Raw genomic sequence first — 16,321 nt, forward strand, 5'->3', positions numbered from 1 at the left:
CTCGTCGGCGGGTGCGGTCGGCACATTGTGCGAGCGGACAAGGCGCGCGTACGTTCGTTTCCGGATCGGCCAACCGTTCGCCCCCTCACCACCGGCCCCAGGAGGAACCCATGGACGCCTGCACGCTCGGCGACCTCCTGGACGTCATCGGCGGACCCTCCGTCCACCTGCACGCAGCCCCCGGCGGACTCACCGTCCCGGTCACCGAGGCGCTGCTGTACGACGCCCACGCCCCGCAGCCGCATGCCCCGGGCGCGCTGCTCCTGGCGGTCGGCGTACGGGCGGCCGCGGCCGGGCCGCTGGTCCGCGTGGCCGCACAGGCGGGGATGACCGGGCTCGTCGTACGCGGCCCGGACGGCCCGGTCGGGGAGGCCGAGGCGCACGGCATGGCGCTGCTGTCGGTCGACGAGGACGTGGCCTGGCACCAGGTGCATCTGCTGCTGTCCTCGGCGATCGGCGCCCGGCCCACGCCGTCGGCCGGCGGTCTCGGGGACCTGTTCGCGCTGGCCGACGCCGTCGCGGCGGCGACCGGCGGGGCGACGGCCGTGGAGGACCCGCGCCAGCGGATCCTCGCCTACTCCACCGTGCCCGGCCAGCCGGTCGACGAGGACCGCCGGCAGGGCATCCTCGGCCTGCGGGTCCCGGTCAGCGCGGCCAACACCGAGCAGTACCGGGCACTGTTCGCGGCCCCGGGTCCGCTGCGGCTGCCCGCGCAGCGGGACGGTGACCTGCCCCGTCTCGCGGTCGCCGTCCGCGCGGGCGGCGAGACGCTGGGCTCGGTCTGGGTGGTCGACGACGGCTCGCTCGCGCCCGACGCCGAGGACACCCTCACGCAGGGCGCGTCCACGGCGGCGCTGCTCCTGCTGCGGGCCCGGGCGGCCCAGGAGCTGGCCCGCCACCACAACAGCGACCTGCTGCGCCGACTGCTCGACGGCACGGCGGACGCGGCGACGGCCGCGCAGCGCCTGGGCCTCGACGGGCCGATGCGGGTCGCCGCGTTCGTCCTCGACGCGGCGAGCCTGCCGGACGCCGAGCAGACCGCCCTGCGCCTGCTGGACGTCGTACGGCTGCAGTGCGAGGCGCGTTACGGGCGGCACGCGTGTGTGCCGGCCGACGGGGTGGTGTACGCGGTCCTGCCGGGGTCCGGTACGCGCCACAAGCGGCTGGCCGAGGACATCGTGGCGCGGGCGGGGCAGGCCTTGCGGGTGTCGGTGCGGGCCGCGCTGGGGGACGTGGTGGCGGGGCCGGCGGAGCTCGCGGGGTCGCGTCAGGACGCCGAGCTGGTGCTGCGGGTGCTCGGGCCGGAGCTGCCGGTGGCCACGCTGGAGGAGGTGCGTCCGCGGGTGACCCTGCTGCGGCTCGCGGAAGTGCTCGGCGAGCAACGGGAGTTGAGCGAGGGCGCGTGGCGCCGGGTGCTGGCGTACGACGCGGAGCACGGCACCGACTACGCGCGCACGCTGGTCAGCTGGTTCGACGCGGGCTGCGACATGGCGGGGGCGGCGAAGCTGCTCGCCGTGCACCCGAACACCTGCCGCTACCGTCTGAGGCAGGCGCAGCAGCAGGTCGGGATCGACCTCGCCGATCCCGACGAACGGCTGGTGCTGTGGCTTCAGTTGCGGACGCTGGCGGGCCTCACCGGAGCCACGCCCTGAGCCGCTCCTCGCATGTGCGCAGGCGGCCCACGCGGACGTACTCCCCCGCCGTGTGCGCGAGCGCCGTGGCTTGAGCACCTGCGGGGGCACGGCTCAGCGCAAGGGGTCGGCGGCCCCCGGGGGCTTGGTTCAGCGCACGGCTTCGGCGGCCCCCGGGGGCACGGCCGAGCGCACGACTTCGGCAGCCCCGGTGGCACGGCCGAGCGCACGACTTCGGCAGCCCCGGTGGCACGGCCGAGCGCACGACTTCGGCAGCCCCGGTGGCACGGATCAGCGCACGGCTTCGGCGACCCCCGGGGGGCGTGGTTCAGCGCAGGGCCTGGGCGCCTCCGGCGCGCGGCTCAGCGCACGGCTTCTGCAGCCCCGGTCGCGCGGATCAGCGCACGACTTCAGCGCCCCCCGGGGCGCATTCAGCGCACGGCTTCGGCAGCCCCCGGGGGGCGCGGATCAGCGCACGACTTCGACGGCCCCCGGGGGCGTGGTTCAGCGCGGGGCTTGGGTGGCTCCTGGTGACGTGGGTCAGCGCAGGGCCTCGGCGACCTCCCGTGCCGCGTCGACGACCCGGGGGCCGACCCGCTCCGGCACCGCGTCGGCCAGCATCACGACGCCGACGCTGCCCTCGACGCCCGTGACCCCGATCAGCGGGGCCGCCGCTCCGCTCGCGCCGGCCTCCAGCTCCCCGTGGGTCAGGGTGTACCCGGGCTCCCCCACGGGCTTGGCCCGCGCGGAGAGGATCGCCCGGCCGGCGGCGCCCCGGTCGAGCGGGTGCCGGAAGCCCGCCCGGTAGGCCACGTGGTAGTCCGTCCAGGTCGGCTCCACGACGGCGACAGCCAGTGCGTCCGCCCCGTCCACCAGCGTCAGATGCGCGGTCGCCCCTATGTCCTCGGCGAGCGAGCGCAGCGCCGGCAGCGCGGCCTCGCGCACCAGCGGATGCACCTGCCGCCCGAGCCGCAGCACGCCGAGGCCGACCCGGGCACGGCCGCCCAGGTCCCGCCGTACGAGCGCGTGTTGTTCGAGGGTGGCGAGCAGCCGGTACACGACGGTCCGGTTGACGCCCAGTTTGTTGGAAAGCTCGGTGACGGTCAGCCCATGGTCCGTGTCGGCCAGCAGCTTGAGGACACGCAGTCCTCGGTCGAGCGTCTGAGAGGTCTCCGCGGTCACGACGCCCACTCCTCCAAGTGGTGAGGTCGGCGGTCTCCGCGCAACGATGCGTCACCGAGTCCCGTCAGTGACGCGCAACAGAGGCCGCCGATCGGCCGGCGGTCCGGCCGATACCGGACCGCGTCGCTTCACGGCTGCGCTCCGCGGCGGCGCTGCCACGGGGCGTGTGCGTAGCGGGACATTAGCGGTGCGGGTTCGCTGAGCGGAAGTCTCCGTCCAGAATCCGGGCACTGGCCGGGACCGGACTACCTCTGTTTGTCCTGATACGGGCGGTGCGCCACCGTGTCCCCGCAGGGCGCCCGGCGTCACTTCATGCGGGTCGCCCACTCCTGCACCTTGGCGATCCGCTGCCGGAGCTGACCGGCCGTGGCCTCGGCGCTCGGTGGACCGCCGCAGGTGCGCCGCAGCTCGGTGTGGATGACACCGTGCGGCTTGCCGCTCTGGTGGACGTACGCGCTGACCATGGTGTTGAGCTGCTTGCGCAGCTCCATCATCTCCTTGTGCGAGACCACGGGCCGCCGCTCGGCGGGCAGCTCCAGCAGGTCGGCCTCGGCGTCCGGCTTCTTGCGGCTGTGCGCGATCTGCCGCGCCTGCCGCTTCTGCAGCAGCAGCTGCACCTGGTCGGGCTCGAGGAGTCCCGGGATGCCGAGGTAGTCCTGCTCCTCCTCGCTGCCCGGGTGGGCCTGCATGCCGAACTCGGCGCCGTCGTACAGCACCCGGTCGAAGACGGCCTCGGACTCCAGCGCCTCGAAGGCGAACTGCTCCTGCTCGCCGGTGTCCTCGTCCTGCTCCTTGTTCGCCTCCTCCATCTCCTTCTCGGACTCGGCGTACGGGTCCTCCTCGCCCTCCTTCTTCGGCTTGTCGAGGGCGTGGTCGCGCTCGACCTCCATCTCGTTGGCGAAGGTGAGCAGGTCGGGGACGGTCGGCAGGAAGACGGAGGCGGTCTCGCCACGCCGCCGGGACCGCACGAAACGCCCGACGGCCTGGGCGAAGAAGAGCGGCGTGGAGATGGTGGTGGCGTACACCCCGACCGCGAGCCGCGGCACGTCGACGCCCTCGGACACCATCCGCACGGCGACCATCCACCGGTCGTTGCTCTCGCTGAAGTCGTCGATCCTCTTCGAGGCGCCGGCGTCGTCGGACAGCACGAGCGTCGCCCTGCTGCCGGTGATCTCGCGGATGAGCTTGGCGTAGGCGCGGGCGGAGTCCTGGTCGGAGGCGATGACGAGGGCGCCGGCGTCCGGGATGCCCTTCCTGACCTCGGTCAGCCGCTGGTCGGCGGCGCGCAGCACGCTGGGCATCCACTCGCCGCGCGGATCCAGTGCCGTACGCCACGCCTGGCTGATCGCGTCCTTGGTCATGGGCTCGCCGAGCCGGGCGGCGATCTCGTCACCGGCCTTGGTCCGCCAGCGCATGTTGCCGCTGTAGGAGAGGAAGATGACGGGCCGCACGACGTGGTCGGCGAGGGCGTTGCCGTAACCGTAGGTGTAGTCGGCGGCGGAGCGCCGGATGCCGTCGTTCCCCTCCTCGTACGTGACGAAGGGGATCGGGTTGGTGTCGGAGCGGAAGGGCGTACCGGTGAGCGCGAGGCGGCGGGTGGCCGGCTCGAAGGCCTCCAGACAGGCCTCGCCCCAGGACTTGGAGTCACCTGCGTGGTGGATCTCGTCGAGGATGACGAGGGTCTTGCGCTGCTCGACGCGGTTGCGGTGCAGCATGGGCCGTACGCCGACACCGGCGTAGGTGACCGCGACCCCGTGGTAGTCCTTGCCGAGCGGGCCCGCGCTGTACTCGGGGTCCAGCTTGATCCCTATCCGCGCCGCCGCTTCCGCCCACTGCTTCTTCAGGTGCTCCGTCGGCGCGACCACGGTCACCTGCTGCACGACGTGGTGGTGCAGCAGCCAGGATGCGAGCGTCAGCGCGAAGGTCGTCTTGCCGGCGCCGGGGGTGGCGACGGCGAGGAAGTCACGCGGCTGCTCCTGGACGTACTTCTCCAACGCCCCCTGCTGCCAGGCACGCAGCTTGCTGGCGGTGCCCCAGGGGGCGCGGCCGGGGAAGGCGGGAGAGAGGTGGTGGGAGTGCGAGGCGGAGCTGGCAGACATAGGTGTGGGCCCGGAGGGCCCTCCGTTGAGGGTGGTGGTGGGCGACGGGCGGGCGGTAGTCACGGTCTCCGTGGGGTGGGTCGGGCGGCTCGGCTTATAGGGATTGGGATGGCTCGGCTACGTATGACAACCGGGCCACCCTACCGGCGGGCCCCTGCTGTCCATGCGCGTACCGGGGCGGGTCGTCCGTGGGTGGGACCGAGGTCACAGTCGGCGCGGAAGACTCCGCTCGTCACGGCACCTCCGTCACCGCGTGGCGTGCCCGGCGGCCCTCACCCGCGTCGCCACCCACGCCCCCACCAGCGCCACGGAGGCCATCGGCAGGAACACGGCGGCGAAGGCGGCCGGATGGTGTCCCGCGCCGGAGGCCGCGGCCTCGGCCGCGGTCGCCGTCTGGGCCACCGCCCCGCCGCCCAGCGCCGCGAAGGCCGCGCCGCCCGCCGACAGCATGACCACGTTGGACAGGCCGTCCGAGATCTGCAGCGCGGCGGAGTTGGCGCCGGCCTCCTCCGGGGCGGACAGCTTCAGCAGCAGCACGCTGGTGGAGGCGATCACCAGGCCCATCCCGAAACAGCCGAACGCCCAGGCGACGGCCACGGTCCAGGCGGGCACGGAGTCGACCAGCACGCTCGGGGCGGTGGCGATGGCGGCGGCCACCAGCACCATCCCCACCACCATCAGCCGCTCCCGGTACGGCTGGACGCGCTCCCGCGACTGCACCCAGGACCCCACCGCCCAGGTCACCCCGCCCGCCGCGAGGGAGAACCCGGCGAGCGTCGGCGACAGGCCGCGCTGGGTGACCAGCATCAGCGGCACGAAGGACTCGGCCGCGATGAACGACCCCGCCGCGACCCCGCGCAGCAGCACCACCGACGGCAGCCCGCGCGCCGCGCGGTACGTCCCGCGCGGGAGCAGCCCCCGTACGGCCGGCACGAGCAGTGCGGTGCCCGCGAGGGCGGGGAGGAGGGAGAGCGGGCGCACGTCCTGGGCGGCGTACTGCAAGAAGCCGGCGCCGAGGGAGATGGCGAGGGCGAGTCGGATGCGCCGCCGGTCGACGGAGGCGTCCGCGCGGCCGTCGACCGGGCCGGCGGCCCGGTGCCGTATCTGCGGCAGCGCGATCGCCAGTGGGAAGACGACGAGCGCCGGGATCCCCAGGAACACCCAGCGCCACCCGAGATGTTCGGTCACCGCGCCCGCGGCCAGCGGGCCCACCACGGACGGTACGACCCAGCTCGCGGCGAAGGCCGCCATGATCGCCGGCCGCAACCGCTCCGGGTAGGCGCGCCCGACGACCACGTACAGGGCGACGATCACCAGCCCGCCGCCGAGCCCCTGCACGGCCCGTCCGAGGACGAATACCCACATGACCCCGGCGGTGCCGGCCACCACCAGCCCGGCGGCGAACGCGCCGATCCCGGTCGTCAGCGCCCCGACCGGTCCCCGCCGGTCCGACCACTGCCCGGCGAGCACCATCCCGAACAGACTGGTCGTGAAGTACCCCGAGAACGCGAACGCGTACAGCCCGACCCCGTCCAACTCCCGTGCCGCGACGGGCATCGCGGTCCCCACGGCGGTCGCCTCGAAGGCGATGAGCAGCACGACGGACACGATCCCGACACTGAGCGCCCGGTAGGCCCGCCCCAGCACGCTGTCACCAGCGGTTCCCTCGACGACTACGGCGTCACGCGGCTCCAGGACGGTCATGCCCGCCAGCGTAAGGTCCACAACCCCCGTTGACCCCTGTCGGGGGTCCCGTCCGCCCTGCGACCTTGGTCGTAGGCCCCCTTTCATGAACGGCGTGTGGCAGTCCTGTTGCGGCGCCACGGATTCCCTTGAGCCCCGCGCCCGCCCCGTCCTACGGTCATCCCAACGACACGGCCGTGTGCCCGAGTGGTTCAGGGACTCGCCTGCAAAGCGAGTTACGCGGGTTCGATTCCCGCCACGGCCTCCATCTGCCTCACCAGGCAGGACGGAAGAATGAGGCTCCCACCGGCGGGATCGGTGGGGGTCAGCCCGCTGAGCAGAGGCCGTCGGTCGGGCAGAACATCACCCAGGTGAAGTTGTAGCCGGTCCGTACGGTCACGGGGTTCGGTGTGGGGCCGTCGTTGATGTAGGACCCGGAGTCGGGTGTGGCGGTGAAGATGACCGTCGTTCCGACCTGGAAGCTCGCGGTACAGGTTCCGGTCGGGTTCGGGGCGGGATCGCCGGCGTACGGATCCCACGCCGACGTATGGCAGTTGATCCCGGCCGGTTGGCTGGTGATGGTTCCGCCGCCCCAGCCGTCGCTGACGTACGCGGACAGTTGAGCGGTGGACTGAGCTTGTGCCGGGGCGACGGAGGCGATCGCGGCGGCCGTGGCGAGTGCGGTGACGACACCAGCCGCACGCCAAGCGCCGTGTCTAGTCTTCCTCATGGGAGGCTCCTCGGATCGAACCATGTCGACCCCCTGTGACCAGCCTATTCGCCGCCCCGGGCATGCGCTACGGGAGCGCGGGGTCAGAGGACCCCGCCCGGCTCGTCCTGGAAGGCCTGGGTCCAGTAGTGCCAGTCGGCCGCGGTCGTCGTGGCGGTGGCGGTCGGGTCGATCGACGTGAGGACCTGGAGCATGGTGGCGGCCAGTTGGTCGTAGGCCTCGGTGGACAGCTCGTGGGAGAGCGCCCGGTCGATGGTGCGCTCGCGGTGGTGCAGCCACAGGGTGAAAGCCAGGGTGGAGACGTCCGTGTTGAGGGGGTACAGCCTCGCCTCGGGCTCGCTCCAGTTCAGGACCTCGCCCGTCGCGCCGTCCACCACCAGGCTGTTGTCCTCGACCAGGTGGCCGAGGCGTATCAAGTGGTCGGCCCGGGCGGGGAGTTCGAAGGGGGACGCGGTGCCGGGGCGGTCGTCCGCCGCGTATTCGGCCAGGGTCTGGAGGGGGACCTCGGTGTCCAGGCGGAAGAGCACCGTCTGCTCCGGCAGGCCCGTCTCGCGCAGGAAGCGGCGGGTCGGCTCATGGGTGAGGGTCGACGGGAAGTCGACGTCCTCGTAGCGGGCCACGCGCCCGTGCCCGAACTCCTCGAGCAGGAGGCGGGCGGGGACGTCCAGGGTGAGGCCGGAGTCCGTGCCGGGGCCGGCCGCGAGGGCGAGGGGGCGGATCAGCGCCGCGGCCTTCCAGTACGGCGGGACCCGGCCGTCCGTGCCCTCCTCGAACAGGGCCAGGAGCCGACGGGAGGCCTCGGCCGCGGCCTTGGTTCCGTGGCGGCCCGCGTAGGACGCGAACTGGCCGCGCAGGTCCGCCAGTTCCTCGGTCACGGCTGCGAACCGCACCAGCGCCTCCAGCGAGGGCGCCAGCGGGCGGCTGTCCATCAGCTCGAACAGGTACGCCGTGCTGATCTCGCCGGTGCCGCCGTCGAGGAGGATCGACTCCGGGTCCATGCCGGCCGGGGCGAGGAGCTCGCCTATGACCAGCCGGTCCCGCAGCTCCGTCGGCAGGTCGGGGTCGTCGGCGTCGGTGGACTGGGCCACCGTGCGCAGGCCGCGGGTGCGCAGGGCCGTGAACGTCAACAGGGCTCCGTCGGAGGGGAGTCCGGGGCCCGTCAGCCGGTGCCGCGTCGGCGCGTGCGTGACGTACGGATCGAGTTGGTCCTCGGTGAGTCTGATCACCCCGACGGCGGTGTCGGTCCTGCTCATTGCTTCCCCCGCATGTGTTGCGTCACATGAACTTCGTCGCGTGTGGGCTCGGCTGCCGACCGTCACCCACCGGCCGTCACCCACTGCCCGGAACACTACGCCCCGCCACTGACAACGCCCTGGAATTACCCCGGGCCGACGCATCCGCCGACGCATCCCAGGACGCTCAGCGCACCCTCGTCCGTTCCCGCCCCGCGAGAATCGCCTCCACCGTCTCCCCCACGCTCAGCCCCGTGGTGTCCAGCCACAGCCCGTGCCGCGGCGTCGCCCATTACCTGCCTCGTGGAGCCCGGTTCGGGCTCGCGGCCTCCAGGGCCGGCATGACTCGTCGCCCTGTCCTCGATGATCCGGGGGGTGCTGTCACCGGTCTTGGCGGCACCGGATGGTCGCTGGTGGAAGCGTGTCCGCCGACAGGCGGCGGCGCAGGCGTAGTTGGGCCTCGGGGCCGGCGTCCGGGGCGTATTCCTCGCGGCCGGAGACGATCATGCGGCGGAAGGTGTCGCCACGCACGGGTGCCGCTCGCGGCAAGCGTTCCGCGAGCGCCTGCGACACCGTCGACTTGCCCGACGCCATCATTCCCGTGACGACGACCACGCCCCGCACCGTGCGCGGTCCTACTGGCCCGTCACCACCGCTGCCTGCGGGCGGATCGGCAGGCGGTTGACGGGGCGGCCGGTCGCCGCGCGGACCGCGGAGGCGATGGCGGCCGGGGACGTCACCACCGGTACCGCGCTGACCGCCTTCGCGCCGAAGGGCGCCACCACGTCGCGTTCCTCGACGAGTTTGACGATCCGGACGTCCGGGGCGTCCAGGGCCGTCGGCAGCGCGTAGCCCGTCAGGTCGGGGTGGCGGATCAACCCGCGCGCGGAGCGCAGGTTCTCCGTGAGCGCAATGCCGACGCCCTGGGTGACACCGGCCTCGATCCGGGCGGCCAGCTGGGCGGGGTTGAGGACGCGGCCCACGTCCTGGGCGAGCGCCAGCTCCACCACTCGTACCGACCCGAGTTCGATGTCGACGTCGACGACCGCGCGGATCGCGCAGAAGGCCATGCCCACGAAGGCGTCGCCCTGGCCGTGCTCGTCGAGCGGCTCGGTCGGGTGCGGGCGGCACTGGGCCGTGGCCCACAGCTCCTTGCCGTCCATCGCCTCGGTGACGGTGGTGGACAGCACACCGTCGTACGAGGTGATCTTGCCGTCGGTGATCTGCAGCAGCTCGGTCGACATGCCGAACTTGTGCGCGAGGGGCTGCAGGAGCTGGGTGCGCACCATCTTGGCCGCCCGCTCGACCGCACCGCCGGACACCCAGGTGTGGCGGCCGCGGCAGCCCGCGCCGGCCGGGGGCTGGTCGGTGTCGACGGGCGCCACGTGCACCTCGTCGATGCCGAGCGTCTCCTGAACGATCTGCCGGGCCAGCGTGGTGAAGCCCTGACCGGTCTCCACGGCCGCGCAGAGCACGGTCGCCACGCCGTCCTGGACCTTCACGGTCGCCGTGGACACCTCGTCGGCGCCCTCCGCGCCGAGCATGTGCACCATGCCCAGGCCGTAGCCCACGCCCCGGCGCACCGCGCCCGGTTCGCCCGCGCCCTCGGGGCCGCCGGGCAGCAGCCACTCGTCCTCGGGGGTGTCCTTGGGAAGGGCGGGGAGGGGGAAGTCCCGTACCGCCTGCAGGAGTTCGGCGACGGGTGCCGGGCAGGTCACGGTCTGGCCGGTCGGGAGCACGTCCCCGGTGGCCAGGGCGTTGCGGAGGCGGAGTTCGGCCGGGTCGACGCCGAGTCTCTTCGCCAGCTTGTCCATCTGCGCCTCGTAGGCGGCGCAGACCTGCATGGCGCCCTCGCCGCGCACATGGCCGGAGGGCGGGTTGTTGGTGCGCACGGCCCAGCCCTCGATGAAGGCGTTGGGGACGACGTAGGGGCCGCAGGCGAAGCCCACGGCGGCGGCCAGGGCCTCGGAGGAGGCGTCGGCGTACGCGCCCGCGTCGAGCAGGATCTGCGCCTCGACCTTGACCAGCTTGCCCTCGGCGTCGGCGTGGTGCCGGTAGCGCAGGAGGGTGGGGTGGCGGTGGGCGTGGCCGAGGAAGGACTCTTCGCGCGTCGCGGTGAGTTTGACCGGGCAGCCGGTCCTCAGCGCCAGCAGGCCGAGCGGGAGTTGGAAGCCCTGGTCCTCGCGGTCGGCGGTGGCGCCGGGGACGCCGGTGACGACGATCTTGACGCGCTCGGGTTCCAGGCCGTAGCAGGCGGCGGCCGTGTCGCGGTCGGTGTGCGGGTCGGTGGAGGCCAGGTACAGCTCCACGCCGCCGTCGGGGCGCGGGACGGCGAGCCCGGCCTCGGCGCCGATGGGGGCGGGGTCCTGACGGCCGATGCGGTACAGGCCCTCGACGACGATCTCACCGACCGCGTCGGGGTCGCCGTGGCGCAGCGGGATGTGCCGGATCAGGTTGCCGTCGGGGTGCAGCGGCTCGGCCTCGAAGGCCTGCTCGGGGTCGGTGACCGGGTCCAGGACCTCGTACTCGACCATGATGGCCGCGGCGGCCATGCGGGCGGTGTCGGGGTGGTCGGCGGCGACGGCGGCGATGGGCTCGCCGTGGTGGCGCACGACCTCGGAGGCGAAGACCGGGCGGTCGGCCGTGCCGCGCCCGTGGCGGGCGGAACCCGGCACGTCCTCGTGGGTGACGACGGCACGGACGCCGGGCATCTCCCGCGCGTGGGAGGTGTCGATGGACACGATGCGCGCGTGGGCGTGCGGGGAGCGCAGGACGGCCGCCCACAGCAGGCCCTCGGCCCACAGGTCGGCCGCGTACGGGAACGTGCCCTCGGTCTTGGCGCGGGCGTCGGCGGCCGGCAGGGAGGCGCCGAGGCCGTGCGGCAGCGGCTCGGGGGCGGGTGCAGCCTCCGCGGTGGTGGTCGCGGTGGCGGCTTCGTTGCTCACGCCTGGCCTCCGTCCTGTCCGTACGCCTGGTCACGCGGTCCCCTGGGCCCTGGGTTCATGGCCCCGGGTGACTCGAACGCCGACGGGTTGACGCCGCCGGCACCCGGGCCCGCCTGGTGAGGAATACGCGCCTCGTCGCCGTCGTGTTCGGCGGCCTCGGCGGCGGCGTGCGCCTCGCGTTCGGCGACGACGTCCTTGACGGCCTCGACGACGCCCCGGTAGCCGGAGCAGCGGCACAGGTTGCCGCACAGAGCCTGGCGCGTCTCCAGCTCGCTGGGCGCCGGGTTGCCCTCGAGGAGGTCGTGCACGGTCATCGCCATGCCGGGTACGCAGAAGCCGCACTGCACGGCGCCGCACCGGGCGAGCGCGCGCTGCACGTCCGAGGGCTGGCCGTCCTCGGCGAGACCCTCCACGGTCCGCACCTCACTGCCGGAGGCGGTCACGGCGGGGACCAGGCAGGAGGCCACGAGCCGCCCGTCGACCTGCACGTTGCACGCCCCGCACTCGCCCTGCGAGCAGCCGTCCTTGGCGCCGGCCAAGCCCAGCCGCTCGCGCAGCACGTACAGCAGCGACTCGCCGATCCAGGCGTCGGACACGGGCCGTTCGACACCGTTGACGCGCAGGACGTAGGAGGCGAGGGGGTGTTCCTCGGCGGGGGGCAGCGGGGACGGCTCCTCGGCCGAGTCCGGCTGATCCGCCGGGGCCGGTCCGGCACGGGTGGCGTCGGGGTCGTCCGAAGGGCCGTCGGCGGTCGCGGCGTCGGCCGCCTCGCCCGCGTCCCGCGCTCCGGCCACGGCGTTCACCGCCCTGGCGGCCTTCACGGCCCCCTCAGCGGCCTCCGCGGCCCCCTGGGCCCCCTCGCCCACCCCGGCGGCCTCACCGGCCCCCTGAGCGGCCTGTGAGGCGGCTACGGCGGCATCGGCGGCGGACTCGTAGGGCTCACCGGGATCGGCGAGGCGGGCCGGGGCGGAGCCACCGGAGGTGTGGTCGGCGGCGTGGGCGGCCCGGTCCCCGGCCATGTGCGGGTGCTCGTCGCCCCCGGCGCCGTGGGCGCGGGCGTCGGGGTGGCCGGCGTTCCCGGGCGGGCGCTCGTCCGCCCCGCCGTCGTGCTCGGGGGCGTGGCCCGGGGTCCCGGCCGGGTGCGGCTGCCCGGCGTACTCGGCCGTCGGAGACGGGGTGCCGTGCTGCTGCTCGCGGTCGTGGGCGGGCCCGGACGTGTACTCCGGCCGGTCCGCTCCCGCGGGCGCGTGGCCCGAGGGCTCCGGTGCCGACGCGCCCGGCTCGACGCCGGAACGCGGCGAGGACTGCTCGTGCGCGGTGCCGTCCTGCGGGTCGTATCCGGTCCCGGTCCGCGCGTCGTGCGTCCGGCCGGGGAGTGTCCCCGTCGACGACTCGTGGGGGCGGCCGGTGCCGTCCTCGGCGCCCGGTGCCTCCGGCTGGTCCCAGGGCCGGCCCGCCGCCTCCGTCGCCCAGGGGGCCGCGGCGCCTCCCGGGAGCGTCGCCGGCGGTGTGCCGCCCCACTGCTGGACCAGGGACGAGGTGGTGAACTCGCCCGATTCGTCCGGGAGGTCGCCGTCGGCCACCGGGATCGACCACTGGCCGGTCACGTCGTGACCCGGCGCGGAGGTGGGCGTGTGTCCCGTCGGCTGCGGATCCTCGTAGGTCCACTGCTGTGTGGAGGCGGGGTTGTACGTGAAGCGGTCGTCGCCCCCGGTGGGCGCGGCGGCGTTGGGGTCGGGCCACTGGGAGCCGTCGGCGGGGGCGCCCCACGGGCCGGCTGCCCCCTGGTCGGTCCCCGCGCCGGGCGTTATCTGCGGGGGCACGTACCCGTGACCCCGCGCGGCCAGCGGGCTGTCGGAGGCGGCCAGGAGCGCGTCGATGCCGCCCTCGGGGAGCTTCACGAAGGCGGTGGCGCCGTCGTCGTAGTCACCCTGGGGCAGCGGGTCCCAGCGGCCTCCGCTGCGGGGCGTGCCCTCTCCGTGCTGGTCGTCGGTCACGACAGCGCCCTCCCCAGTGCTCGTCGGGCCAGCGCGGCGACGGTGCGCCGCAGGTGCAGTACGGCGGGCGGGAGCGGTTGAACGGTGCCGTCCGCCTCGGGAACGGGATCGGGGATGCAGGCCGCGGCGACGTACTCGCCGAAGGCGTGCAGGGCCTCGGGGACGATCGTGCGGTTGTTGTCCCAGTCGATGAGCCGGGCGACCCACTGCTCGGCGTCCAGCGGACGCAGCGGCATCGGCGCTATGGCACCGACGGCGCACCGCACCCCGCGCCGGGCGGGATCGAGGACGAGCGCCACGGAGGCCATCGCGCGGCCCGGTCCGGTGCGTCCCGTCGCCTTCAGGAAGACCTGGGGCGCGTGCAGCAGCGGCACGCGCACGTACCCGATGAGTTCGCCGCCGCGCAGCATGTCGACGCCGGCCAGCAGATGCGACACCGGGATCTCCCGGCGGGCTCCGCCCGGGCCCGCGATGATCAGTGTCGCCTCCAGGGCGGCCAGCACCGGCAGCGCGTCCCCGGTGGGCGCGGCCGAGGCGATGTTGCCGCCCAGGGTGCCCGCGTTGCGGATGTGCGGCGGGCCTGCGGCGCGCGCGGCGGCGGCGAGCGCGGGGATGAGCGCCGCGAAGTCGGGGCGGCCCATACGCGCGTGTGTGAGGCCCGCGCCGAGCAGGGCGTGCCCGTCGAGGTACTGCCAGCCGCGGATCTCGCTGATCCGGCCCAGGCCGACCAGCGCGGCCGGCCTGAGCTGCCCGGAGTTGACGGCGGCCATGAGGTCGGTGCCGCCCGCCACGGGGACGGCGGCTGGCACGGCGGTGAGCGCCGCCACGGCCTCGTCCAGGGTCGTGGGCAGCGCGACGGCCTGCGCCGCCTGCGGTGCGTGCGTGGTCAAACCGGCTGCCCCTTCCCGCTGCCCCCACCTGGTCCCACCTGTGTTGCCGTACGGTACGTGCTGACAGGGCGGACGTGGCAACTCTGGCACATCTTCGAGGCACCCGAAGACGGGGGTCCGCTAGGCGGCATTCGCCCCCCTCATCAGGGAGATGGTCCGTTTTCGCACAACATCACCACTGCGCGCGATTTGGCACTCTTCGGTGATGCTTGCGACGTTTTTCCACCACCTGTTCGGGACGCCCGGTTACCCGTTCGTGAGCTACCTGTTCGGGGGCGTGCCCTCGATCGGACGGCCGAGGACTCCGGGGCGCCGCTGCCACGGACGGGGTCCGGCGGGTGGCCGGTAGGCGACGCCCAGGGCGTCGAGCCGCCGGTAATGGGCGCTCATCCGCCGCTCGAAGTCGGCGAAATCCCGTTCCCGGGAGGCCGGCAGGGAACTCCACGCCACCTCGGCGAATGCGGCCAGGCGCGGGAAGGTCTGGTAGTCCACGCGCCCTTGGTCCTCCATCACCTCGGTCCACACGTTGGCCTGCGTGCCGAGGACGTGCGGGACCTGTTCCGGCGTCAACTCCGCTGGAACGGGCTCGAAGCGGTAGACGTCCTCCAGGGTGCGGACGTACCCGATCGGGACCGGCTCGTCGGCGCCGCCGGCCTGGCGGTGGTCCAGGTACACGTACTGCTCGGGGCACATGACGACGTCGTGGCCGGCCCGCGCGGCGGCGACCCCGCCGGCGTAACCGCGCCACGAGGACACGGCCGCACCCGGGGCGAGGCCGCCCTCCAGGATCTCGTCCCAGCCGATGAGCCTGCGCCCACGCGCGCTCAGCCAGGTGTCGAAGTGGCCGATGAACCACGCCTGCAGACCGTCCTCGTCGGTGACGCCGAGTTCCGCGATGCGGGCCTGCGCGGTGGGCGATCGCCGCCACTGGTCCTTGAGGCATTCGTCACCCCCGACATGGATGAACTCGGAGGGGAAGAGATCGAGGAGTTCCTCGAACACCCCCTCGTAGAAACGCAGGGTGGTGTCAGTGGGGGCCAGTACGTTGGGAGAGATTCCCCAGTTGTCCCAGACGGAGAGGGAAGTGGTGTCGATGACATCCGTGTTGCCGAGTTCCGGGTACGCGGCGATGGCGGCCTGCGAGTGTCCCGGCACGTCGATTTCGGGGACGACGGTGATATGCCGCTCGGCGGCATGGGCGACGATCTCCCGGATGTCGTCCTGGGTGTAGAAGCCACCGTGCGGCTTCTCCTCCCACAGCTTCGAGGCGCGGTGACCGAATTTCGTCCGTGACCGCCAGGAGCCGACCTCGGTGAGCCGGGGATACCTTTCGATCTCGACGCGCCAGCCCTGGTCGTCCGTCAGATGGAAGTGGAAGACGTTGAGTTTGTGCGCCGCCATGAGGTCGAGGTAGCGCAGGACGCCTTCCTTCGGCATGAAGTGCCGGGCAACGTCGAGCATGAGTCCGCGCCAGCCGAAGCGCGGCGAGTCCTCGATCCGGACCAGGGGCAGCCGCCAGGTCCGGCCGGGCAGCGGGGCGCGCCGGAAGGCGTCCGGGCCGAGCAGCTGACGTAGCGTCTGGGCACCCCAGAACAGACCGGCGGGGCCGCCTCCGACCAGGTGCGCGCCGCTGGGGAGGACGTCGAGACGGTAGCCCTCCGCGCCCAGCTCCCCGGTCTCCGCCGGGTCGACGGACAGGCGCAGGACGTCGTCGCCGTCCCCGTCGGCGGGAGCGAGCGGCAGGCCGGTGGCGGCGCCGAGGGTGCCGCGCAGCCAGCGTGCCGTGCCGTCCGCGCCCTTTCCCACCGACAGTCCGGTCCGCGGTCCGAGTTCCCAGAAGCCGGGGCCGTGCCGGTGTGTGCGGGCGGGCTTCGGAATCACATCCATCACGTCACTCCTCAGAAAACACCCTGCGAACAGGAAGCCGTTCAG

General features: G+C 73.7%; 10 protein-coding genes, 1 tRNA gene and 1 pseudogene. 2 read left to right on the forward strand and 10 right to left on the reverse strand.

The window, feature by feature from the left end; translation table 11 throughout:
• The first annotated feature begins 110 nt into the window (after positions 1–110).
• On the forward strand, positions 111–1,652 hold the full coding sequence (locus ABZ453_RS10520) for a helix-turn-helix domain-containing protein (protein ID WP_359013638.1): 1,542 nt from the start codon (positions 111–113) through the stop codon (positions 1,650–1,652).
• Positions 1,653–2,171: 519 nt separating this feature from the next.
• On the opposite strand, the gene ABZ453_RS10525 is transcribed toward ABZ453_RS10520, so the two are convergent.
• The 3 genes from ABZ453_RS10525 to ABZ453_RS10535 all read right to left on the reverse strand — a co-directional run bounded on the left by ABZ453_RS10525 (position 2,172) and on the right by ABZ453_RS10535 (position 6,616).
• Positions 2,172–2,813, reverse strand: a complete 642-nt coding sequence (locus ABZ453_RS10525; RefSeq protein ID WP_359013640.1) for a helix-turn-helix domain-containing protein — start codon at positions 2,811–2,813, stop codon at positions 2,172–2,174.
• Between the two features lie 305 nt (positions 2,814–3,118).
• Positions 3,119–4,912 (reverse strand): DEAD/DEAH box helicase, encoded by a 1,794-nt coding sequence (locus tag ABZ453_RS10530; RefSeq protein ID WP_359013642.1) that lies wholly within the window; start codon positions 4,910–4,912, stop codon positions 3,119–3,121.
• A 246-nt stretch (positions 4,913–5,158) separates the two neighbouring features.
• The gene (locus tag ABZ453_RS10535; RefSeq protein WP_359013644.1) at positions 5,159–6,616 is read right to left on the reverse strand and encodes an MFS transporter; all 1,458 of its coding nucleotides are present in this window, start codon (positions 6,614–6,616) and stop codon (positions 5,159–5,161) included.
• A gap of 172 nt (positions 6,617–6,788) precedes the next feature.
• On the opposite strand from ABZ453_RS10535, the gene ABZ453_RS10540 reads away from it, so the two are divergent.
• Positions 6,789–6,863, forward strand: a tRNA-Cys gene (locus ABZ453_RS10540).
• 57 nt (positions 6,864–6,920) lie between these two features.
• On the opposite strand, the gene ABZ453_RS10545 is transcribed toward ABZ453_RS10540, so the two are convergent.
• From ABZ453_RS10545 to ABZ453_RS10575, 7 genes and pseudogenes are all read right to left on the reverse strand, one after another.
• Positions 6,921–7,325 carry a hypothetical protein gene (locus ABZ453_RS10545; protein WP_359013646.1) on the reverse strand — a complete coding sequence of 135 codons (405 nt, stop codon included), beginning with the start codon at positions 7,323–7,325 and terminating at the stop codon, positions 6,921–6,923.
• Positions 7,326–7,408: 83 nt separating this feature from the next.
• Complete coding sequence (locus ABZ453_RS10550; RefSeq protein ID WP_359013648.1) at positions 7,409–8,578, reverse strand: SUKH-4 family immunity protein; 1,170 nt, start codon at positions 8,576–8,578, stop codon at positions 7,409–7,411.
• 399 nt (positions 8,579–8,977) lie between these two features.
• Positions 8,978–9,154, reverse strand: a pseudogene (locus tag ABZ453_RS10555) (phosphotransferase); the annotation flags it as partial.
• A 38-nt stretch (positions 9,155–9,192) separates the two neighbouring features.
• Positions 9,193–11,502 carry a molybdopterin cofactor-binding domain-containing protein gene (locus tag ABZ453_RS10560; RefSeq protein WP_359013650.1) on the reverse strand — a complete coding sequence of 770 codons (2,310 nt, stop codon included), beginning with the start codon at positions 11,500–11,502 and terminating at the stop codon, positions 9,193–9,195.
• Positions 11,499–13,499 (reverse strand): 2Fe-2S iron-sulfur cluster-binding protein, encoded by a 2,001-nt coding sequence (locus ABZ453_RS10565; RefSeq protein WP_359013652.1) that lies wholly within the window; start codon positions 13,497–13,499, stop codon positions 11,499–11,501. Before ABZ453_RS10565 ends, ABZ453_RS10560 begins: the two co-directional genes overlap by 4 nt.
• Positions 13,496–14,389: an FAD binding domain-containing protein gene (locus ABZ453_RS10570; RefSeq protein WP_356766253.1), complete on the reverse strand. Its 894-nt coding sequence runs from the start codon at positions 14,387–14,389 to the stop codon at positions 13,496–13,498. The genes ABZ453_RS10565 and ABZ453_RS10570 overlap by 4 nt, the downstream gene beginning before the upstream one ends.
• Positions 14,390–14,650: 261 nt before the next feature.
• On the reverse strand, positions 14,651–16,276 hold the full coding sequence (locus ABZ453_RS10575; protein WP_359013655.1) for a beta-N-acetylhexosaminidase: 1,626 nt from the start codon (positions 16,274–16,276) through the stop codon (positions 14,651–14,653).
• Positions 16,277–16,321 lie beyond the last annotated feature (45 nt).

This window comes from Streptomyces sp. NPDC005799 (genome assembly GCF_040630525.1).
GTDB classification, from domain to species: domain Bacteria; phylum Actinomycetota; class Actinomycetes; order Streptomycetales; family Streptomycetaceae; genus Streptomyces; species Streptomyces griseorubiginosus_B.

Excerpts from the sequence above, each read along its gene's own strand:
- ABZ453_RS10545 (WP_359013646.1), bottom strand. The coding sequence starts at position 7,325 with ATGAGGAAGACTAGACACGGCGCTTGGCGTGCGGCTGGTGTCGTCACC.
- ABZ453_RS10535 (WP_359013644.1), bottom strand. The coding sequence starts at position 6,616 with ATGACCGTCCTGGAGCCGCGTGACGCCGTAGTCGTCGAGGGAACCGCT.
- ABZ453_RS10530 (WP_359013642.1), bottom strand. The coding sequence starts at position 4,912 with ATGTCTGCCAGCTCCGCCTCGCACTCCCACCACCTCTCTCCCGCCTTC.
- ABZ453_RS10575 (WP_359013655.1), bottom strand. The coding sequence starts at position 16,276 with ATGGATGTGATTCCGAAGCCCGCCCGCACACACCGGCACGGCCCCGGC.
- ABZ453_RS10550 (WP_359013648.1), bottom strand. The coding sequence starts at position 8,578 with ATGAGCAGGACCGACACCGCCGTCGGGGTGATCAGACTCACCGAGGAC.
- ABZ453_RS10520 (WP_359013638.1), top strand. The coding sequence starts at position 111 with ATGGACGCCTGCACGCTCGGCGACCTCCTGGACGTCATCGGCGGACCC.